We start from the raw sequence: 22,236 nt of genomic DNA, 5'->3' as shown, positions 1-22,236 counted from the left end.
TTTCCACAAAAAACGGGCTAATATGCGTAGGTAAAATCTGGCTTGCGGAAGGCTTCTGCAATGGCACGAGCGGTATTCGGTTCGCGCTCGAAATAGCGCCAGTAGGCCCCGCGAATCAATCGGTAGGACCCCCGACCGCCGGAGTATTCCGTCCCATAGTCAGTTCGATACCCAAGCTCGTTGGCCATTTGCACGAAGCTCGGAACGGACATGAAAGCTCCATGCTTATTCAATTCCTTGGCAACCCATGCAACTAATTCATATTTTCTTTGACTGTCTCCATTCGGGGTCGGTGCAGATTTAAAGAGGTGTGCAAGCACCGACTCACTCTCGCTACCTGTGGAGACGAACTCAGGGAAATCCGGGGCAAAGCCATTTGCTCTGAGAATCTCTCGCAGCTCATTAAGGAATCCCCATGGCCCTCCGTAATTCCGCATGTAACCAGGATGGCAGGTGTGGAATATGTCCACATCGTAATCATCGATTCTGTAATGGTGAAACCTCTCATTTGTCGTATCGAGCTCCTGCACATCTAGGTCTTCGAAGAATTCCGACTTGCTCAGGCCCATGAAGGTAATGAGCACAACCCTGGGTTTTAAAGTCACGAGCATGTGCTTTAGGCGGTTGAGATGTGCCGCCGCATGCCGGGCTGCATCTAAAGTAGCCTTTGGCACCCGGCTTTCATGCTTTTTAAGCGACGGCCATAGCTCGACTGCATTTGCATTCGCCCATCCGAATGATGACAGCACAGCTTCATGACCGCCCCATTTGAGCACATTCCAGTTTTCGATGCCATGAACAGAAGCAAGGAGAGCCATAACGAAGCCAAAAAACGAATTGGTGCTTTTTCCCCAGCCAGTGAAAGGTCGCCCTTCAATGTTTCCAAACATGGCTTCCAAGCATTCCCCCGGGCTTTTGAGCTCTCGTTCAATGAAATCACTTGTCGATCCCCATCCTTTTGTGTCCTGACCGACAAAGAGCAGCTTGAAGGCCGATTGTTCGTAGCCGGTTCCGAATAGGGGAAGGAATGGCTGGGGGAGGTGTTCCAAAGCCTCAAATGAACCATCCTGCATCTGCTGACAAAACTGCTGGACCAAGGGGATATAGTAATCGAGGTAGGCATTTTTCATAACAAGAACACTGCTATGCAGAGCACCAGACCTTGAGACAACATCCCAAACGAGTTCTGATATATGAGTCCGCAGAACCAAGGACTGAGCTCATTTCTGGCGTCAAACTGGCTGCTGAAATCCCTGGCTGAACAATGATAATCTCTTTGGTATATTTAGGACGTATTTGTGATATGCGTGCAATTTTCTTAAGGGAGGGACGATCTCCATGAAAGAAGCGTGACGCTCCCTTCTTCATGCGATCTTGATCCCGCTTATTCAGTCTAGACTGGAGGTCGCTCAGAGACCACATCCAGGGAACATTTTTAACCGCTTGAGAAGAGACTTCTACAACATCCTTTATCCTAGCCCCGGGATCTTCTCCAGCCGAATACTTACAATGCAGAAGTCGAAGGCACAGACCATTTCCTTCCTCTTTGACTGCAACGATGTCAGCAACCTCATTCGCGCCGTCATCATCTACGACTACGTCGAACCCTTCTTGGACGCACCATTCCATGGCAATCGCCTGAATTGAATCTCCCCGCATTGCTCCGTCCTTCCAGCGTGACTCTTTAAGGATGTCTACGCCACTCCAGTTCTTGACCTCCAACTGCCCCTCCGGGAATGAGGGCGGGGTTGACTTTGGGTCGACAAAGTTAGCTCCTTCCAAAGAGGCATGGTCAGTGAAACTCAAGATTGGAGGATACTCGTTGAAATATTCATGAAGAAGAGGTTCCCCTTTGACGCCCTTGATGCGAAGATTTGGCCCACTATCAAGTGTTGCATTGTAACCTGATCCCTCTCCATCAGTGAGTTTAAAGATATAGGTTGAGGTAGGGATTTGACCGTCAACGTGAGTCACCTCGATTTTGTAGGAATTCTCTTCGTGACTGTATTCCTTGATTGAAATTTCCCATCGGTAAAACGGTTCGTCGTGCTGATCTGAAAGGAAGGAGAGAGCCCTCTCTCTCATACTGTTAAAACGCTCAGGCCATTCAACAAACCAACACTCCCGATTGGGAAGTTCTTTGATGACTTCTAGCAACAGAACGTTTTCTAGTAGCTGCCTCGTGTCCAGAGTGGTATCCAGCAGATCAACAGCGACACCGTCACACCAGTCGATCCATTCACTTAAGGAACCGGTGTCACGTCCCCATATCTTTCCTTTAGATGAGCAACCGATACCGATTGGTCCTCCTTCTTTGAAACCGTTGCCAAAAAAGTTCGATTTCATGGCATTGTCGTTCGTAATACGGTCAATCGCCTCTGTGACGTCTGCGCCAGCAAACATGGAATAGCGGTGGTTCCGAGCACCACCTCCACTGAACAACCCAACCTGTTGGAGCATCAATGACTCAATCTTGCAGAACACCCGGTATGGCCCTTCGCCCTGAATCCGTTCCACACTGTCACCCGAAACGGCTTTTGCCAGTTTCTCGTGGCAGTTCATACTGGTTGTCGACGAACCAATGTGAAGCAGATGATTGTCTTCATCGTGATAGACGACGTATAGGTTGAAGGTCGAATCTTCAACCAACCGGTTATCGGTAAATCGAGGTTTCTCGACAAGTCGAGTAACGAAGAAGACGACTTTCTGATCTTGAACCTCCCATGATCTAACCAGGTGATGATTTTGCTCGATGCCATGACGGATACCAAACTGGTTAAAGTCTCGGGCATTTCGATAGACTACCGTATTAAAACGGAAATTCAGATTTTTGGCGTTCAAGTTAGCCGCGATCGATTCTTCTGAAATTTCCCCATCACCCAGATCCTGACATTGCCGGTTAAATTCCTCGAACCTCAATCGTTCGGCTACTTTTTCAAATTGAAGCTCGTTCAGTAGATTGTCCCAATTTGCATCTTCATCGTATAATCCTTGAAGTGCTCGGGAAACATCCTCCGATCCAGTATTAGCAATGATCGTTGGCTTACCATAGTTACCTGAACCGACTCGCGGAAACCGACCAGCGAACTGCAATGTGACTGCCAAACTTTTAAAAGTATCATGTATAGCCGCCACTTTGAGACTGGGGAGGTCAAAACCTTCCGAGAGCATATTAACGGTGACGACAATCTTGCTCTCTCCACTAATCAGCGCCTCGATCTGCTTATCGACATTGCCAAGTTGGCTATGCACCAGCACAGGATTGAGGTCCGGGGCGATCGCTTCGTAGATCTGCAATACTTCCTTTGCTCGGTTAATCTTCTGACAGCGTGCCAACAAGCGATGGTCGAATCCTTCTTCGATATCGGCTCGAAGACGTTCCACCGCCTTCTCCGCGATCTTTTGATCAGCTGTCCTTTGTTCAACTTCAAATACGCCCTCAAAGTTAATTGGGAGGAAGTAGCCCTCGCTTTGTGCTCGGCTGAGCGGATAGTTGTAGAGGACCTTGCCTCCCAGTGGAGAGCGGTCCTCTCGAAATGGAGTCGCAGTGAACTGAAGAATTGGTTTTTCTTCTTTGGCGAAGGCATCCTTAAGGCGACTCCATGAACGTGCTGCGACGTGGTGTGCCTCATCCAGGACAAGGTGGCTGCACCGTTTTGCAATTTCCTGAATATACGAAACGGAGCTGCCGCTGGTGAGCGAATTGACGACAGCGACAACCACATTGCACTGTTCAAATATTTCAAGGTGCTCATCTGTCTTCAACTGATGATCCAAGACGCCAACTACTGGTCGAACAATTTCATGAGGCACCGCACCCAGATCGGGAAGAATTCCGAGGGTTTGGAACTTCCTAACTGTTTGATCCTTGAGCGCCTTACTGGGCACAACCACCAGCATACACTTGGGCTGAGCCGTGATTAGCACAGATAGCACGGTCTCGGTCTTGCCGGTTCCCGTTGGCATCACGATGGTCGCAGCTTCGTTAGAGAGGGACCAATGGGCCGCGATGGCATGAAGGGCACCAATTTGAGGAGGTCGAAGGCCCTTTTGCTCGGGCTCCTTGGATTCTTTCCGATAAGTAAATCGGTTCGCCCACGAAAGACTTATCTGATTCCGGGTACCTTCGTCAAAGTCGAGTTTACCGTTTTCAAGTGTGGAGTGTTTGAGCCATGTTAGCCTACGTTCATCACGGAGGAGAATTCCGGTATATCCCTCGCGTTTCTTGTCTGAGGTGGTTGAGGTGACGAGGTATCTAGCGCCATCCGTGCAGCGATACTCCCACGCTTCGTTTTTACGTCGTCCCTTTAGCTTCACCCCCGGTGAACACTGAATTTGCTGAGGTGCATGCAACTGATGCAGAATCCTGCCCAAGCCGAGCACAACCTTCTCAAACACCAAAGCCGGAAGGCTCAGGTGTTCGATTTCAAGGGTCATCTGCTCTGCATTATCAGACATACCTACAGTTCTCCGTTGAAGGCGCGTTGTTGGAGGGCGGCGAAGAGGTCGTCGAGTTCGGTCAGTTGTTCGCGCATCCGGGTCTTTTGTTCTTCGACCTTGGTGACAATCTTTGCGAAATGCTGCTGGAGGTCGAGGGGGGGGACAGGAACATTAATCTTTGCCATAGCAATGGCATCGAAACGTTTTGTTCCGTGACCAGCAGTTGACACCTCGGAAAGTATTTTTGTTTTCAGGCCTCGTATACACTCCGATAGAAAAATTGTATCAAACGACTCATCGGGGGAAATCGCCTTCATGTCTTGGTTTATGGCGATTTCAACTTCGTTAACTGCTACTGGAAACGAGTGCGCCAAAATCATCCCTCGCACAACAATAAGCACATGACTTGGTGAGATACGTTTAAGGTTCGTTTCTTTAAATGCCGAATCACTTATATGGTCGATGGAGTCGACGATTCGGTTCACTTTCATATCCTTGGGGCTTACCCAAGGAAATTCGCCATCCCAAAAGTCGGCCCTTTGTTTGCTTGGAGTTGCACCACTGATAAATTTTCCAATTTTATCAAACGAGATAACATCCCATCCCTTCGGGTTGGTAACCGGGTCGCCGAAGAGGTCGAGGAAGGTGGACTGGAGGAAGGTGTCGAGTTCGGTGAGGGCTTCGCGGCGCTGCTGCCGGAGGCCGTCTGCCGCATCCAAAATCTTTGCGATGCGCTTTTGCTCTTCCAGCGGTGGAAGCGGGATTTCCAGATTAAGAGTTCTTTTATGATCTAAGTTAGAGATATTTGTTGTTTGGTTCCCAAATGACCTAACTTGATGCTGTATAACTTCAGATGAGAACCATTGATAGAGATACCGCTTATTAAGCTTTTCGTCTTTGGGTCTCAGCACTGAAATAAATCCGCCAGCAGTGCTTTCATATGACAACTTCGGAACCCAACAACATTTACCTACTAAATTCCAGCTGTTGGCACTGGAGACTAAAATATCCCCTTCGCAGAGCAACTTTTCGGAATTTTTAACTAATCTTTTTGGTATCGCAATGATATCGCTTTCGTCTAGCTCAGCTTGCACATTTTTGGTTCGCATGCACGCAACAGAATCGGGCGAAAGAAAATCAACTTTATCCGTCGGTTTGAAAGTTAAACCACGAAGAAATTTAGCATGTTCTTTCAAGGCTACCAGTTTGATAGATTTGCTTTTCATTTATAGCTAACCTTCTAACTTTTTGTGGAATTCACACTGCTTCACAGCATTCCCTCCAATTCTCGACTTCCTTCATTGATAGCCTTTTCGATATCAATGATGCGCTTCAGGATGACCTTCGGATCATCATATTCAATGGCATCGTAAACCACTTCCTTGTAGCGATTGATTGAGAGGTCGTAGTCATTCTCGGCAATCTCATCCTTGGGCACAAAGAAGCTTTGATCGGTGCGGGTTCGATCGACCTCGGTGTCAATATTCTGCCAACGCTTGAGGATATCGGGTAAATTATTCTTCAGGTGCTCGTCCTCTGAAAGGGGATTCTTCGGGCGTGATCCCAGTTTGTCAAAGGATAGCAATTCCGTTCGCTTGTCGTCTAATGACAAGCCGTCGGCCTTCATATCGTAGAACCAGACATTGTCAGTGCCCCCGGAGTCGGTGCGGTGGAAGAAAACGATGGCAGTCGATACCCCTGCGTAGGGCTTGAACACACCGCTGGGCATACTGACGATACCGTCAAGCTTATGGTCTTCAACCAACATGCGACGCAGTTCCCGGTGCGCATTGGACGAGCCAAAGAGCACACCATCGGGCACGATTACGGCAGCGCGGCCACCGGGCTTGAGCAGGCGCAGGAAGAGCGCGAGGAAAAGCAGCTCAGTCTTCTTGGTTTTCACCACCTGCAAAAGGTCTTTAGCCGTGCTCTCGTAATCGAGGCTTCCCGCAAATGGAGGATTGGCGAGGATGAGGCTGTATTTATCTTCCTCGGTTGCGTGGTCCTCCGCCAGCGAGTCGCGATTCACAATCTGTGGCTCGGTGACGCCGTGTAGCATCATGTTCATGGCGGCGATGCGCAGCATAGTGCTGTCGAAGTCGAAACCGTTGAACATGTCCTTGTGGTAATGCTGTTTGAAGGCCTCGTTGTTAAAGAGCTTCAGCTTGTCCTCGGTATTAAAATACTCGACCGCAGCCACAAGGAAACCTGCGGTGCCACAAGCCGGGTCGCAGATGATATCGGTGGTCTGCGGCTGGACCATGTCCACCATCAGCTTGATGATGTGACGCGGCGTGCGGAACTGTCCGCTGTCACCGGCAGTGCTCAGCTTACCCAGCATGTATTCGTAGAGGTCGCCCTTGGTGTCGCGATCCTGCATCGGGATCTCATCGAGCATATCCACCACGCGAGCCAACAGCCCGGCTTTTTCCGGCGGGATGAGGAAAATGGCGTCACGCATGTGGTGGACGAATGCCGACTCCTTGTCCCCCAGGTTCTTGATGAATGGAAAGACGTCCTGCGAGACGATCTTGTGCATTGCACGGGGCTCAAGATTCTTGAAGCGCGACCAGCGGAGCTGCTCGAAGGGCACTTTTTCCTTGGTCACCGGGTTGTTGAAGTCACCTTTTGGGAAAATGGGGTTCTCGATTTCACCGCCGAGTAACTGGGCCTGCTTCTCTTTCCGGCTCTGCGCCTCATCAAGACCCTTAATAAAGAGCAGATAGGTCATCTGCTCAATGACGCTAATCGGACTGGCAATTCCACCTGCCCAAAATGCGTCCCATATCTGGTCTACTTGGTTTTTCACGGCTCCGGTAATCATAAGAATTCTAAGGTTATATTCGTGGTAATATTCTCAATTATTGAAAACTCTCATTTGGATTTCTGCACGAAAAACTCAAGCATTTGAAATATTTCGTTGGTCATTTTCTTTCGTTAAATACTTTCTACAATTGAGAATTAATGCATTCAAGGAGGCCCCGGATACTTGCTTGAACACCCAGCGGATAATCACCAGTGTTGCTAGTGGGATAAGGAAGACTTGAACTACAATTTTCCCGAATATTGCTGCGAATAATTCCGTTAGGTTCAGTGCTATGCTGCCCTCATTTGTTCGTATGTAGTTGATTGAATCACCAGTTTTTTCTCCTATAAACTGAATCTTTTTAAACTGTCTCTTTGCAGCTGTAGTCATTTCCAAAAAGAAGAGTTTGACTGCTTCTAGTGCGCTGGTCTCCCCATCTGAATTGAAATCGATATCGAACTCCGTTTCTTCGAATACGTAGTCCTCGGCTAAGATTTCCTGAACTTTGCTGAGTCCGTCGATACTCTCTTCGATCTGTGGCTGGAAGTATTTATTGTCTGCAAACTGTCCAATAAAGCACATGAAAGGGGTGGAGATTCTTAAAAGGACGAAAAGTATGATGAGCTTATTTAAAAATACGGATAAATTATTCCATCTGGTGAAGCAAATGACCATAAATCCCAGAGCGACTGCGCCATAAAACAGTATTATGGTATACTCGTTGACAACTTCGAGTGCAATTCTCTGGACTCCCATAAGCCCGATTGAGTAGACGCATAGATCGGATAAGCGCTCAGTCGCGTCGTTGATAGGGTCCAGCAGTTGCCCGGGTTCGGTTTCCAACCCTAGGCCGAACGGGGTGATTGCAACACTAGATTCTTGAAGCATTGAAACCCCGCCGTTCACTACCCGGCTAACGGCATACGTGGTCGCAGCAAGTCCAATACTTTCTTCCAGATAGTCCTCCGAATATTGAATCATACGCTCGTTCAAAAACCGAAGATCGATGACAAACATAACGAAAATCAATAGGCCGACTCCTAGTATTCTTTTGTATATTGTCATTATTAAGCACTTGTTAAACGTTCACGAAAGCTTCGGGATTGATTGCCTATTCATGTTCGTTGGGAAATTTATTCGATATCACCATCCAGCTCTAGTGAGTCGATGCTTTTTATTGCCCCTCCGGACAGTGCCTGAACGTCACCGAACATGCCCGCCATGTTATCGAGCACCAAGCCCAGTTGCTTCTCGCGCTTGCCCCAGTATTTGGTGAGGGCGCGTTTTTCCTTATCCAAATCCTCGCGCATCGAGCTAAAGGCTTCAATTACCGCCTGCACGCGCTGGCGGAAGTCATTGCCTGTCAAGTAGTCATAGAGCAGTTCCTGCTTTTCCTTGGCGCCCTGTTGGTGGCCTTTGACGATCATCACTTCATGGAGGGTCGAACGGAGGGCGTGAACCAGCGGAATGGCTGAGGCGTAATCGGCAACCCAAACACCATCTTTCTGGCCAAAGTGCTCAATGTCCGCCGGGAGTGCCTGGGTAACAATCATGGCAATATCTGCCCGGGCATCACGCATGTCACCCTTAAGCTTGGCAGGCCAGTCATTGCTCCAGTTCTTGGTGCGCTTCGTCTCGAAGATGATTTTACCGCAGGAGCGGCCTGTATTGCTGATGACCTCCTGGGTAACATCCGCACCACGAACACCGGTGGAGACTGGTTCGACCTTGTCGAGAGGGAAGGTCTGCTTGAGCTGTTGCTCGAAATCGACCTCAAGCACATCGCCCTGCGCCTGCATGGAGCCTTGCTCGGCCTTACGCTGAGCTTCCTGAAGCTGCTTCTTCAGATCCTCAACCAGCTTTTCCTTCTCCGCGAATTTCAGGCGGTTGCTTTCATCGGCCTGTTTCTGAACTGCGTCACGAATCTGCTCGCGCTCGGCATTGAGCTTGCGCTCGACCTCTAGAGCCATGGCTTCCTTCTCCTCGGCCAGCTTGCGTTTCTCGCGTTGCAGTTCGAGTTCGGCATCCTGGGCCTTCTTGAGGGCAGCTGATTTGGATTCCAAATCTTCCGAAAGTTCCTTCAATCGCGTCTCCGATGCTTCAGTTGCCTTCTTCGCAGCACGCTCTTCAGCTTTGGCGCGGATTTCTGCCTCCCTTTTCGATAGTTGCTGATCAACAAGAGCCTGAACCTTATCGTTCAGCTCTTCTTGCTGCTGCTTCATTTTCGCCTGTTCTGCTGCAAGCGCCTTCTTACTGGCTGTCAGTTGCTGCTCACGGGCACTGATGTCGCCTTGAAGTTCGCGGCTCAGGGTATCGCGGAGTCCACTCAAAACACCTTCGCTCAGGGGGAATTCGTGCCCGCAATTGGGACATTTGACGCGGATGGACTCACTCGTGGCGAACGGATTTGGATTAGTTAAATTTTTCATGATGCCCATCATAGCGGGAGTCCCGAAAATTGCTGACTTTCTGACGGTCATCTGACGTCTGCGTTTCGGCTGACGCTGTCAGCCCGTGCGTCACGCCTCGATGCTAACGCTCTCTTGGGGTAATTCGATAGCGATGTGCCCGGCGCGGGGAACGAGCCGGTCAACTTGATACCCTTCAAAGCCTGCCTTCCGTAGCTTGCCCCGGATGCTGGAAAGCCACTTGCGGGGGTCCTCATTGGAATCAAAAGTATTACTCAGGGCATTGTGGCTCCAGTGGTTGAAGTTGTCGGATACCTTGAATTCTTCGGCCAGATCCGAGAGTTCGTCCTCGGTGATGACCCCGTAGCTGGCGATGGGACCACGCCCTTCACATACCCGACGTGCAAAGTAGAGATAGAGTAGAAACTCATTTGCGGATAATGCGATCTCTTGCCCTGAGATGAGCAAACGTCCGGCCAGGGTGCCCAACTGGATGGCCAGATCCTCGGACACATTGATGGAACGGTTCCGAACCTGATTGATCAGGGCGACAAAACTCCCTGCAGAATGCTGCAGATCACGTTCAAAGAGGTAACGTAAAGGCACAAACGGCACATCGACCAGTTGCAGGTTCACATCCTTACTGCAGAGAGAATTCCCGCTGTCACGGTCAATAAACTGCCCCTTGCAACCAGGATACATGAAATCGGGCTGCAATACCCACTGGTCATCAACCAGGATGTGCTGAATCTGATCTTCTGCTCGGCCCAAGAGGCTCATCACCGAATAAAGTAAAGCGCTGGTCGTTTTACGACCCCCGGCAATCGAGACGATCAACCTAATCGAGTCGTTTTCGACGAACGAGCGGATAATCTCCATGAAAAACTCGGCGACCGCTTCATTGTCCTCGGCAGAACGAATGTCATCCAACTCCCTGGATCGGCTTGCGTCCGGGAAAACCCGAATCGACTCTGATATTGGTCCAAAGCGTAACTTTCCCACAATTTCGATACCGTCTGCTTTCAAATCCGCTTGGAGTTGCTCCCAATGCCCTCCATCAAAAAGCTTTTCTCGGAGGCGGGCTGCACCGGTGGCCGTCGTCATCGCAATAATGCGATTGGGGATGACTGGCTCGGAGTCGTGGGCGAGCGCCCAAACGGTCTCGGTGAGCACTGCAGGAGCGGTGCCGACAAGACTGAGGAGAACTACATGCTTCTGTTCTGCGGTCATAAAATGATTTATACACGATAAACGTCGCTATTTATAGTCCGCTGACGTCAAATGACATTCAACTTCTAGCCAGCTGAAACATTATATTGCAACTGTTATAGCATCATTACTAGCCTCAGATCATGACACCTACGGCCTACACGATTGGGAACTTCAAGGCGATTAGTGAACCGCAGACATTACCGATTCGTCCGATCACCTTGATCTTTGGCCAGAACAGTGCCGGCAAATCCAGCATAATACAATCATTGTTGCTCTGCCAGCATGCTCTGAATCGTGGAAGCTTTGACTTTTCATCGATCAAACGCTGGGGGCAGCGAATTGATCTTGGCGGCTTTCGACAGTATATCCACAAGCATGAGGTGGATAGGAAGCTCCAGCTTGGTTTCAGCTTTCGCCGGGATACTGCAGACAAACAAAACACCCCTCAGGATGCCCTGTTTGAAAGGACAAGTATGGGCAAGTTGCGCTGGAGTTTCTCCTTCCTTAATCAGATTGACCTGTTGGAGGTTCGGTTTGAAGTCGGGCGCACCCAAAAGAATACCCGCTCCAAGGAAAATTACCGGGTGATCAGCGCTGAACTACATGCCGATGGAGAAAAGCTACTTTCCTTTATTGACGACAACAAGGACGGCCTCGAGCTTGCCTCTCTCAATGAATCTAACCCCGCTGTTTACTTAGGCCTGGCATATCTATTGCATAGCTACCTTCAACATGAGGGCGAAAAAAATGACGATACTCCTGGGGAGCTTCTTGAAGGCTTGGCATTGGATGGGAGCGAAGCCTTCGACAGCGACCTTCGATCCATCAGCGAGCAGCTAGAGCGTCTGCGTGAAACAATCGAGGACAAGTTGTTTAACGAACCAAGTGCTAATGATCCTCATCACCATGACTCAGAGGATTCAATTGCGTTGAACAAAGTCATCAAGTTATTTGAGGACTCGGACCTCTTCGCACGATGCGCAAAGCCATTACTAGAAGCCCTACAAGACGAACTTAAGCAACCGGTTCGCAAGCTTCGGATTGCTGGACAGGGTTTACAGCTAGTAAATGATCCCAAGAAACGCGGCCCTTCAACCCGGTATGATCCACTGGTTTCAATTGTAGGCGGTGAAATAGAAGACACGGGCACCTCAATGCGTGGAACTCAAGAAACCGAAGCCATCGCCGACCCCGTGCATTTCTTCCTGACCATGCCAGATGCTGAAGGACAGAGTCCCGTTGAAGCCTTGGCCAAGGCAATGCGATTCGATTTAGAGTTGGTTATAGATGCCTGTTTGAACGGGATGGCTCATTGGCTCGGTAGGACAGAATATATCGGCCCCTATCGTTCGATCCCGGAACGATTCTTTCAAATCTCTAAAGATTCAGAATCAGACGAAGTTGACCAAGGTTACCAAACCTTAAGGCGGATAGCATCCGACCCAGCCCTTGTCCGGGAAATCACCAATGTCTTCCAGGATATCCTGAACAGTCCTTACCGCCTGGAGGCACGACTGATTGCACCCTCGCTAGACATTCGGCAACTGGAGGAGGAACTTCAACGTTCCAACGAACGCGAGAGATCGCAAGGGAACCAGAATTTCATACGGGAAACGCTTACCCGAATGTCTGAAGGTAGGACCAAAGCCGGGGTATATCTCGTCGATACTCGAAATGGGGCAGAAGTGGACTTTTGCGACGTGGGCTTCGGCATTAGTCAGGTATTACCGCTGATCGCAGAACTCATGAAAGTTCAAGATGGTGTGATATGCATCGAACAGCCGGAAGTGCATTTGCATCCGAAGATGCAGAGTGATCTAGCCGATGTCATTATTGAATCCTTGTTTGGTAAATCTTATTACAAGAAGCTTATTGGAACAGAGGACTACAAATCCCTCATCATGGAAACGCACAGTGAACATATCATCCTGCGGCTGATGAGACGTATTAGGGAATCGAACTGGCCAAATCGCCAAGAGCAAAAGAAGCTGACGCCTGAAGATATTTCAGTCGTCTGGGTGCAAGGTGGATCCAAAGGCTCCAAATTTACCACTCTGGAAATCGACAAACGAGGACGCTTCGTCGATGACTGGCCCAACGGATTCTTTGAAGAACGCCTAGAAGAACTCTTTTAACCGCGAGCCCGATGTATTCCTACATTTTTATTGACCCCGAGGTAGTCACTGACGCTAGCCAAACGGGGGAAGCTGGCCTAGGGCAGTTGATCAATTTTCTGCGCGAACATCGCTATGACTGCATTTTCTCCGAGACTGACTCATGGCGTTTGGGTGAAGAACTTAAAGAGAAAATTCAAGCCATTGAATTTCAGCATGAAAGAAAACTCCTGATCGAATTGGCAGTTGCAATCTATTCCAATGGACCGTTTGTCTTCATTGAAGGTGATGACGGGATCAGTTCACTATTGGAACTCGCCAAATCAAAAGCAGAGACCGCTGAAATCGACTTTATTTTGACCCCGAGCGATTCAATCATTCAAACCGAGTGTAAGTGGGAAGCATGCAATCTTCAACTGGTATACGCCACACGATTCGAGGAGGTTCGACAAAAGTATCGTCCCTGTGTTATTAAAAAACCAGGTCACGACAATGCGCATGGCATCTGGAATACCTATTTCCGCAAGCTGATCAAACACACAGATAGCGTGCAAATCGTCGATTATTCGATCGGTAAGTACTTCGGCGAAAACCATAAATTTAATTTAAAAAAATGGATTCATTGGCTGAACGACAACTTCTCGGATCCTACAGTGGCACGCTTGAAAATCCACACATTAGATAATCAGCAACTTCGAGTAGAAGCATTCATCAATCAACTGAGGGCAGACGTAGGCTACTCCATAGAACTTAAATACTATCCGGGGGGCGACGACTTTCCACACGAAAGATTTCTAAACGCCGAAGCACGATGGTTGCAAATTGGCAGGGGGATTGACCTATTTGACCAGAATGAAGATTGCCGTGATATCATGTTTTCAATCGCCCGTCGCCCGGCGAACATAATCTAACGATCTCGCAACGTAATGCAACCAAATCACAGTCACCCATAGGAGGATGTTCCTGATGAGACGGCTTTAGCTTTGCTTAAAAAGTTGGCCGGTACCGGATTCCGACTAAAGAATCCGAGTGATGAAAGATGAAAAACATAACGCCGACCAAGCATTACAGCGTAAGTGTTACATGCAGCACTACTGTGACAGCCTTGACTGCGATTGAGCCATGTAGCACATGCCCCGATCACATATGCGATAGCTACAATACCGCTAGAAGGTCGAAGCTGGGTACGCGAGGTTTGCTAAACTCCGAGGATGATATCTGACGGTCAGCGTCAAGGATAAGTCTGATAGCCGCGCTGTAGTACAGGCACTGGATGCGTGGTATTATCGTTCCCGTTTAAATCCCAGGCCAATGAAATCTTTCAACGCTACCTAAGGACCTGCACGGAGGTGGCAGGAAGGCAACGGCATTAGCATCTCTCATTAGACGAGGACTAAACCGTGGGGACGCTTGCCTGAAGATCTTGAACGTTGAGGATAATAAATGGTCCTATATTCTTAGGACTAATTCTTTCTTTCACGAGCGTAGCGCTTGATTCGCTCGCATCTTGATTGCCGCTGGTTGAAAATTCCCTTGGTGATGGCGTGGTGCCACGGATGAAAATGGGGGGTAGGATGAGTAGGCTGCGGTTGCTTTCTGCTCCGCTTGCCAACGTATAATTCCTGAAGGTAGATCCTGTAATAATCGATGATGAGCTCTATGAGCCTACTCTTCGAGTTGGCTTACGAGCACTTAAGATTAGGGATTAAGGTCTGGATCATAGCCGCATCCGGATTTCGATCTGTCGTTTATCGCAGATTCATTATTCAAGGGCATGGCCGAATGGCTGTGCCCTTTTTCGTGACCCCGAAAAAGTAATAACAACAAACAATATAAAATGAATACTCATCTAGAAAAGAATAACGTCAAGGTAACCACCAACCTACTGATCACCGCGAACATTGCCACCGATGGATTCGTCGAACTCATCGTCGATGTCCGAGGGGCATACATCATCCGCGACAGACTGAAGACGGAAGGCTTCCGCTTTGTCCGCGAGGTCAAAGAGAATGAAAAGCCAACAGCTACCTGGCGGCGGATTTTTGTCGCCGTCCCGCCAGCGGTTTCGATCGAACGTGCCGCCATTGGCATCGAAATGGCCATCGATGAACTCGAGAAAATGCTGAATGGCATCTTCGACGGCACCAAGGTTCGCGGCGCCAAAAGCGCAGCTGCAGCCATGACACAGCACTGGGGCCAGTCTGATGTAATCGCAAAAGTCTCAGATCGACTGTCTACACTGGATACCCCCTGGGACAATCAAGTCAAACGGCCTGAATTCGCAGCATAAGTAGCAACCATTACAAGGGGTGGGTCGCACAGAATGCGGCCCACCTCTTTTACAATTCATCATGCAACGTCGCGACGAATTTGCTGCATGGTCTTGGGGGAAATATCCATGATGAATACGCCTAAACGGCGACTTGGGAGAGAAATTCTCACACAAGCAAGGCGAGGCGCTTGGGCATCGCTGAGAGCAGCATAGCAACCCATCTGTATCACTTCGGCTGGTTTGGGACGCCTTAAATAAGGTCCAACCGTTGCCTTAATTTCAACGATACAGACGCGCCCATCTGCTAAGAGGCCATGAATATCAATGCGCCCACGATAGCCAAGCTTACTGACACACAGTTCGGATCGAAGCGAGCTTCGCACCATATCCAACTCCTCCAGTGCATGCAGGATCGCCAGACAAGGAAAGTAATAATCAGACCGCACCCATTGGCCATTGATACAAGCCTCTAGGCACTGATGGAGTCGCTCTCCAACCCACAGCGCATCCCCTTTAGGCAACATATCAGACCTATATCGGTAAATCATGTTGCTCAACCGTCTTGGCCAAATTGACCAACTTGGTGGAGACTTGGCTAGGCTCTCCGATCTGGATTTTACATTTCGCATTTTCAACAAGCTACTCCAATAACCTTGACCATGCAATAATTTATTACGTGAATATGGTCATGGCTGATAATAAGACTGTCATGACTACCGTTTCATTTCGCATTCCTCAAACCATCGCTGATCTGATCGATGAACTGGTTGATGGATTTGAAGTTGAGAGATCGACCATCATGCGTCGACTCGTCGTGGAAGGGGTAGAAGGACTCGTCAAACATCGGGATGAAATCGGGGCATATGACTGGCCCCGTAAGGATCATCTAAAAGTGGTTGTCGAAGAGCCAGGTAAGCCGAGGAAAAAGCATTAGTAGGTCAATGCTAACAGGATGATCATTGGGTGTACCGGTAGTCTGTTGCCCCTTTCAGTGACACAAACCGGTATTAAGACTGGGTAATGCTGATGTTTCGTATTCAGTCACGCCGTTGGCGTGTAACATCCATAAACCCAAATAATGTATCCAAAGAATAAAATGGCATTTCAATGTATGCCCCAACTACCTCCCGAAGTTTTCGCCCGCTTAGACTGCCTCTACAGTTTCAAAGAAATCGAAGATCAGATAGATGTGTTCTCTGAGCTTCTGCCGGTTTCGAGAAAAAAGGCGTTACGCTGGAACAAACCCATGCTGTGCCTACCTTATCACCACTGCATTGATTCAGAAAGTCAGTCAAAACTGATCACACTGGATATCCTATCCAAGGACCTAACTAGCGTCCTAACTTTGCAGTGTAATTGCGGCGCCTGGCATAAAGTCAAAACCATCACCTTGAAGCTATTCGCCTCGGAACAAAAGACCTACTACACCAATGCCGCATGGGTTCCAATGTCTGCAACTGCAGGTCAGAAAAGCCACATTGCCAAATTGCTGTCTATTCCAACTGAGGAGCTTCCACTGCTAAGCGCATACAATGCCGCTCTTGTCATTGACGCAGCGCTCATGATGAAGCACTGGAGACGCGTCAACCTACTTTGCAGAATTTGGCACTCAGAGCAGCAGCTTCAGAGGACTGCATAAATTGTATCAAGCGCTCAAAATAATAGTATGAGGCGGAACTGCATCGCGGTTCCGCCTTTTACTATCCCCGAGCTAGAGTGATCATGCCCCCAAAAGCGTCTGGATTCTGTAATCTTCAGGCGAGGAGTAATCACCGCAATTTTATTGACCGTCCTGTGCTGTCGGTTCCCTACGCACACGAGGTCCTTAATGAAATGAATGTTGTTTGCAACTAGGCAAATAGTAGACGCCGAGGCGTCTTTTAAGAAATACATAACCCAAACTCAATATGCATACCCAAAAGAACTCAGACGGTGACCGTACTCTGCCACCTGAAATTATCGACCGGCTGGAAAGCCTTCATCAACACACGACACTACCGCAGCAAACGATGACATTTTCTGTCGACTTACCCTGCGGCAATGGAAAGCGACTCCGCTGGAACCGTAAGCTGAAACAGCTTACGCTGCCACACATCATTGATTCCAATGATCGTGGCGAGGTCATGTCACTTCACCTACTTCATGAAGAATCGTGCAAAGTGCTCTCGCTTTGCTATGAAAATGGAGAGTGGCGACGCAGTTCCTTGAAGACACTGAATGTGGCAGAAAAGGATGTCCCCAACCGCCATAAGCATGGATCAAAACGATGGTTCCGAAAACCGGCGACCACCGCCCAACTCCAAATGATGCGTAAAATCCTGAAAGATACATCGAATTCTCTGCCTCCCCTCACCGCATACAACGCCAATATGATCATCAACACTCACCGCCTGATGCCACACATGCGGCGAATTCGTGGCATGATCGACCTTTGGCTCGCAGAGCTGGGTCACAGTCCTAGAGCACCATTGCTCCCATTTACTGAGCTGGAATCAGCATAGATTCTCATCAATCCACACCCTAACAAGCGGAGCCATCAATATGGCTCCGCCTAATTTTTTTTTCCCAAAATCTCATGAAAGAAATCAAATACAAACCGTCTATTAAAGACTCCAATGCAGTCCTTACAAAACCATCCTGTCCTTGTTTATTAGTCCGCATTCGACCCTTCCGATTCATTCTCCGCGAACAGGTATCCACCGCGCTGATCTACGCATTCTCGTCTAAAGCCTTGGGGGATTACTTCGACCTAAACCCAAACGTAAAAGCGGTCGATCTTCAGTTTATCCAGTTGCATGCAAGTGAAGGAGTAATTTCCTCGAAGAAGGAACTGCGCCTCATGCTAAGTCATCAGGAGAAGATCATTCTCAATGAGAGAGATGAGATTTTCATATTGCAGCGTTTCAAGGGGACTAGTGGCAACAATGAAGCCACTTATACGCCTGAATGTATTTGGGGACTGCCCAACGAGGGCTTCCTGGGCCTAATACTCATGAGCAATCGTTTTGCACATATCATCGAACATTACAGTAGAGGGCTGAACCAAAAACAAACGCTACTACGCTTCTGGCTGGATTACCGCGCCGCCAGTCTCAATCCGCGCAAAAAGCTTGATGGTAAACCGCCACATCTAATTTGCGGCGAATTTACCACCTTCCTCGTCACACCGCTTGATGATGGAAAAATCATTTTCGATGTGCCCCCAGAGAAGCAACCCCCAAACTCCATCTAACTCATGAAGGTATTTCTATATACACACCTAGTCATCTACACGATCGAACCCGAACAAGCGGGAGATAAAGTAAAAATCGGAGATGTCTGGGTACTCAAAATTTGCAATCACCTAATTGGACTAAACTGCTGTAGAGGAGACTGTCATCCTGGAATGATAGTGAATGATGGCAGTGTCACACGTGAGATCCTGAAAATTCTTCCTGATGTTCACCGAATAGACTCCTACCCCATCTGGCTCTTAAGGCAGCCTGATAAAACACGCCGCCATTGGGTTGCACTTTTTGCCAGAACATAACCCGACAGCACTTTCGTTTATTTCCGCAGCCGTCCCACACTAAAAAGGGACGGCATTCTTGTTACTGCCCTATCGCTACCCCCAAAGGTCGATCGTCACGGGGCATTAAATTGCTGTTCACAACCACCATTAAAATCCAATACTTATGAAATTCATCCCACATAGCGAGGTTAGCCTCGACCATTCCATCAGAGTCACCGCGGATCAAACACCCCGACAAATCCTCCGAATTGATCTCGATACATATGTAATCGTTGACATGGAGAGGGCCAGAATGGTCACGGCCTTTGAATCGGAAAAGCTCTCTGAGCTTATTAATACACTGCGGTGCGCAATTATCGATATTGAGGTGATCGCAACGCGCTACATCCATACCTCACGCACTATCGCCCCTCAAACGACCGGCTTTGAAATCCGGTTACACCTCGAGAATGGCCAAAGCATCATTTTCACTTCTGAGGAGGAATCATTCACTCTTCAGGGGCAAAGTGCGAAAAGCCTGCTAGAAGAAAGCAGAAAGCCGGCAACTGAGGCACTTTCATTGCCGAATCAAAGACCGTTTAATCGCATATTGGTTACCGACGAATTTGCCAAGTGGATTAGCACGCTGACATTATCAGGAAATTGCCAACAGGTCATTGAGGCATTCTGGCGCGACTTTAAATGCCACGCAAAAAACCGGGAGCTGCTTAAACCGGGCAAGCCAATTTTGATCATTGGCGAATTTGGCCAATTCTATGCAGCGGAATATCTCTGCGGCCGTGTCAGCTTTCACTGTGCCACGTAGTGTAGTACGAGTTAGTCACGTCTTGTTTTGGCCGAGCCCACCTCGGGCTCGGCTTTACCTTTTAAACGGTGCCCGACCTCCTTCATTGGGTCGACCCAAGGTGCCTCTCCAGATTCTTTATCCGACCCCAAAAATTTCTAGGCACTAGCATGAAATTACTACCACCAAGGTTTATTGATTTTTCCAAAGCAACCTTGATCAGTTCATCCAGTTCACCGCGCCAGCTTTATCGCTTGGGCGGTATCCAATTCCTTATTAAATGTAGCAATAACACAAAGGCCATGCTCGCAATAGAATCAGTGGATATGGATGCAATTATCAGCGATCTGAACTGCGAAATTATTGATGTCGAACTGACAACATTACGACCTGTGATCTGTCGCGAATCAGAGCGTGTAGGTGGCCAAGAACTTGAGGTTCGTTTACACCTCAAGCGCGGCGACATCATCGTCATACACTCTTACTTTGGGTACACTATCACGTAGTGCACATAATGCCATTTCACTTTCTTGATGCGCCACAATGTTGAACGAACTTAGGGATATAGCTTGCAACGTGAGGCAATAAGCGAAGTTGGACTCTAATGACTGAAACAAGTTCAGTCGTTATATTACGCTTTCATTCTATAGTTACGTCTCAACTTTGCCCGAAGGCATAGATACGCAAAATCAAGCTTGCTTAAATTAATTCACTTGATTGCGCAATCAAGTTAGTTCATATTTGCAACATGAAAGAGCTTTCCCTAGAGTCCGACAGTCGCAAGGTGCTGGTGCATCTAGCTGATTTACTAGACGTGGGCACCGAGGCTGCAACGGTTCGGTCTAATGCCAAACTGGGGAGCTCGGAGGCCGATATGGTAGTGGACTTTGGCGGGCTGGTATTTGTCGTTGAGATCAAAAAGAAAGGGGATGCGGCTTCGGTCGGGCAGGCGATCCGTCATGTACTGAGTGGTGCGGACGCCCTGGGTTCGAAAGCGCTTCCTCTGGTGGTTGTTCCTTATATGGGGGACGTGGGCCGCAAACTTTGTGGCGAAGCCCGCGTCAGTTGGCTGGACCTGTCCGGCAACGCGTCACTGAGTGGTCGTCCTGGTTTACGCATCCAAATCGAAGGGAAGCCGAACCGATTCAAATCACCCGGAAGGCCCCAGAATCTGTTTGCTCCGAAGAGCGCCCGCATCACTCGCCGTCTTCTGATGTCGCCTGACACCGCACTCACACAACGCGAACTGGCGGAGCAGAGCGGACTGGACGAGGGGTTTACCAGTCGCATTGTGCGGGAAATGGAATCCCAGGATTTGCTGATCCGCGATCATAAGGGCGCGGTTCGGGCAAGCAATCCCAGGCTTCTACTCGAAGCATGGCGGGAAGCCTATGATTTCAATAAGCACCAAATCACCAAGGGGCATGTCGCCGCACGTTCCGGAACGGAATTGATCAATACGGTTGCACGGCAGATGGAAGCACACGGGCTCATTTATGCGGCAACCGGTCTAGCAGGTGCCTGGCTCATCAATCCATTTGCTGGCTACCGACTGGCAATCCTCTACCATGACGAATCTCTACCGGATAAGCTTATTAAGGAACTGAATTTCCGTGAGGAGTCAAGGGGGGCCAACCTATGGCTCGTTCGGCCCAATGACAGCGGAGTTTTTCAAGGGAGCCAAGAGCGCAGCAAGGTGCAGTGTGTCCATCCCGTCCAAGTTTACGTCGACTTGAAGCAGCATCCTGAGCGAGCGGATGAGGCGTCGGAGGCGTTGCTGGAGATGCTTTTTCCTCACGATCAGGCAAGAATGGAAAGTAATTTATGAGTGAAAAACCCAAAACCGCTAGTGGATACGCCCCGGAAATGGTCGAACTAGTACGTGGCGCCTGCCTTTACTTGGCCACAAAGCTGGGGGACTTGATGGAGGAGATCGTGGTTGTTGGTGGCCTCGTACCCTCGCTGCTCATCGACCAAGCAAACCTTCCTCATGACACCGATCCACATGCCGGCACTATGGATCTTGACCTAGGCCTCGCCTTCGCTCTAGTCAACGAGGAGCGTTACACTGAGGTGGTCGAACGTCTGGCCAGCGCGGGCTTCGAACCGGACACCAACCGAGAGGGGAACAAGACCCAGCAGCGGTGGCGCATCCGTGTGCCCCGTATAACAGTCGACTTTCTCATCGACCCACGATCAGACGACCCCAAGCAGGCAGGTAAATTATTTCACCTAAGCGAAGATTGGGCTGCCATAATTGCACCCGGGTTGCATCTGGCTTTCCGCAATTTTAAGACCATTACCCTTGACGAAAAAACGATTTTTGGGGAACGGGCAAGGCGGGACATCCGGGTCTGCGGAGCCGGAGCTTTCACCATCCTCAAGGCGCTGGCTTTCCATTACCGGGGAGAAAACAAGGACGCCTACGATTTATTCTATTTGCTCCGTAACTATGGCAGTAGCCCCAACGATGTGGCCATGGAGATACAATCCTTGCTGGATGACCCGATTACTGGTCAGGCGCTTTCCTTTCTCAAAGATGACTTCACTAGCATCGACAGCATCGGTCCGATGCGCACCGCAGAATTTCTCATGGGGCAGCCAGATGAAGCAATTCAGGCCGACGCTCACGGTTATGTCGATTCCCTCTTGTCGCTGCTCCGAGAGTAATCTTCGCTGGCAGTGACCT

Annotated in this window: 19 protein-coding genes; 11 read left to right on the top strand and 8 right to left on the bottom strand. The window is 49.1% G+C overall.

Annotated features, from left to right (window positions below; all coding sequences use genetic code 11):
- Positions 1 to 17 precede the first annotated feature (17 nt).
- From O3S85_RS04230 to csm6, 7 genes are all read right to left on the bottom strand, one after another.
- On the bottom strand, positions 18 to 1,130 hold the full coding sequence (locus O3S85_RS04230; protein WP_269538053.1) for a hypothetical protein: 1,113 nt from the start codon (positions 1,128 to 1,130) through the stop codon (positions 18 to 20).
- 13 nt (positions 1,131 to 1,143) lie between these two features.
- Positions 1,144 to 4,458 (bottom strand): DEAD/DEAH box helicase, encoded by a 3,315-nt coding sequence (locus O3S85_RS04225; RefSeq protein ID WP_269538051.1) that lies wholly within the window; start codon positions 4,456 to 4,458, stop codon positions 1,144 to 1,146.
- A 2-nt stretch (positions 4,459 to 4,460) separates the two neighbouring features.
- A complete protein-coding gene (locus O3S85_RS04220) occupies positions 4,461 to 5,666 on the bottom strand; it encodes a restriction endonuclease subunit S (protein ID WP_269538050.1) in 1,206 nt (401 codons plus the stop codon).
- Positions 5,667 to 5,707: 41 nt separating this feature from the next.
- Positions 5,708 to 7,264 carry a type I restriction-modification system subunit M gene (locus tag O3S85_RS04215; RefSeq protein WP_269538048.1) on the bottom strand — a complete coding sequence of 519 codons (1,557 nt, stop codon included), beginning with the start codon at positions 7,262 to 7,264 and terminating at the stop codon, positions 5,708 to 5,710.
- 75 nt (positions 7,265 to 7,339) lie between these two features.
- The gene (locus O3S85_RS04210) at positions 7,340 to 8,263 is read right to left on the bottom strand and encodes a hypothetical protein (protein ID WP_269538046.1); all 924 of its coding nucleotides are present in this window, start codon (positions 8,261 to 8,263) and stop codon (positions 7,340 to 7,342) included.
- A gap of 116 nt (positions 8,264 to 8,379) precedes the next feature.
- Entirely contained in the window at positions 8,380 to 9,675 is a 1,296-nt protein-coding gene (locus tag O3S85_RS04205; protein WP_269538045.1) for a DUF2130 domain-containing protein, read from the bottom strand.
- A 90-nt stretch (positions 9,676 to 9,765) separates the two neighbouring features.
- A complete protein-coding gene (gene csm6 / locus O3S85_RS04200; protein ID WP_269538044.1) occupies positions 9,766 to 10,884 on the bottom strand; it encodes a CRISPR-associated ring nuclease Csm6 in 1,119 nt (372 codons plus the stop codon).
- A gap of 122 nt (positions 10,885 to 11,006) precedes the next feature.
- Here csm6 and O3S85_RS04195 point away from each other — a divergent pair, with 122 nt between their 5' ends.
- From O3S85_RS04195 to O3S85_RS04185, 3 genes are all read left to right on the top strand, one after another.
- On the top strand, positions 11,007 to 13,001 hold the full coding sequence (locus O3S85_RS04195) for an AAA family ATPase (protein WP_269538043.1): 1,995 nt from the start codon (positions 11,007 to 11,009) through the stop codon (positions 12,999 to 13,001).
- An 11-nt stretch (positions 13,002 to 13,012) separates the two neighbouring features.
- A complete protein-coding gene (locus tag O3S85_RS04190) occupies positions 13,013 to 13,891 on the top strand; it encodes a hypothetical protein (RefSeq protein WP_269538042.1) in 879 nt (292 codons plus the stop codon).
- Between the two features lie 926 nt (positions 13,892 to 14,817).
- A complete protein-coding gene (locus O3S85_RS04185) occupies positions 14,818 to 15,270 on the top strand; it encodes a hypothetical protein (protein WP_269538041.1) in 453 nt (150 codons plus the stop codon).
- A gap of 59 nt (positions 15,271 to 15,329) precedes the next feature.
- Here the strand turns inward: O3S85_RS04185 and O3S85_RS04180 are convergent, their stop codons facing one another.
- Positions 15,330 to 15,776 carry a hypothetical protein gene (locus O3S85_RS04180; protein ID WP_269538040.1) on the bottom strand — a complete coding sequence of 149 codons (447 nt, stop codon included), beginning with the start codon at positions 15,774 to 15,776 and terminating at the stop codon, positions 15,330 to 15,332.
- Between the two features lie 164 nt (positions 15,777 to 15,940).
- On the opposite strand from O3S85_RS04180, the gene O3S85_RS04175 reads away from it, so the two are divergent.
- From O3S85_RS04175 to O3S85_RS04140, 8 genes are all read left to right on the top strand, one after another.
- Positions 15,941 to 16,186 carry a hypothetical protein gene (locus O3S85_RS04175; protein ID WP_269538039.1) on the top strand — a complete coding sequence of 82 codons (246 nt, stop codon included), beginning with the start codon at positions 15,941 to 15,943 and terminating at the stop codon, positions 16,184 to 16,186.
- Between the two features lie 144 nt (positions 16,187 to 16,330).
- Entirely contained in the window at positions 16,331 to 16,891 is a 561-nt protein-coding gene (locus O3S85_RS04170) for a hypothetical protein (protein ID WP_269538038.1), read from the top strand.
- A 268-nt stretch (positions 16,892 to 17,159) separates the two neighbouring features.
- Positions 17,160 to 17,753 (top strand): hypothetical protein, encoded by a 594-nt coding sequence (locus O3S85_RS04165; RefSeq protein ID WP_269538037.1) that lies wholly within the window; start codon positions 17,160 to 17,162, stop codon positions 17,751 to 17,753.
- Between the two features lie 74 nt (positions 17,754 to 17,827).
- Positions 17,828 to 18,484 (top strand): hypothetical protein, encoded by a 657-nt coding sequence (locus O3S85_RS04160; RefSeq protein WP_269538036.1) that lies wholly within the window; start codon positions 17,828 to 17,830, stop codon positions 18,482 to 18,484.
- A gap of 442 nt (positions 18,485 to 18,926) precedes the next feature.
- The gene (locus O3S85_RS04155) at positions 18,927 to 19,568 is read left to right on the top strand and encodes a hypothetical protein (RefSeq protein ID WP_269538034.1); all 642 of its coding nucleotides are present in this window, start codon (positions 18,927 to 18,929) and stop codon (positions 19,566 to 19,568) included.
- A gap of 149 nt (positions 19,569 to 19,717) precedes the next feature.
- On the top strand, positions 19,718 to 20,053 hold the full coding sequence (locus O3S85_RS04150; RefSeq protein WP_269538033.1) for a hypothetical protein: 336 nt from the start codon (positions 19,718 to 19,720) through the stop codon (positions 20,051 to 20,053).
- Positions 20,054 to 20,295: 242 nt separating this feature from the next.
- On the top strand, positions 20,296 to 21,375 hold the full coding sequence (locus tag O3S85_RS04145) for a type IV toxin-antitoxin system AbiEi family antitoxin (protein WP_269538032.1): 1,080 nt from the start codon (positions 20,296 to 20,298) through the stop codon (positions 21,373 to 21,375).
- Positions 21,372 to 22,217 carry a hypothetical protein gene (locus O3S85_RS04140; protein ID WP_269538031.1) on the top strand — a complete coding sequence of 282 codons (846 nt, stop codon included), beginning with the start codon at positions 21,372 to 21,374 and terminating at the stop codon, positions 22,215 to 22,217. The genes O3S85_RS04145 and O3S85_RS04140 overlap by 4 nt, the downstream gene beginning before the upstream one ends.
- Positions 22,218 to 22,236 lie beyond the last annotated feature (19 nt).

It is taken from the genome of Cerasicoccus sp. TK19100, from assembly GCF_027257155.1.
Taxonomy (GTDB): Bacteria; Verrucomicrobiota; Verrucomicrobiia; order Opitutales; family Cerasicoccaceae; genus Cerasicoccus; species Cerasicoccus fimbriatus.
This window is presented reverse-complemented; position numbering and strand designations above follow the sequence as displayed.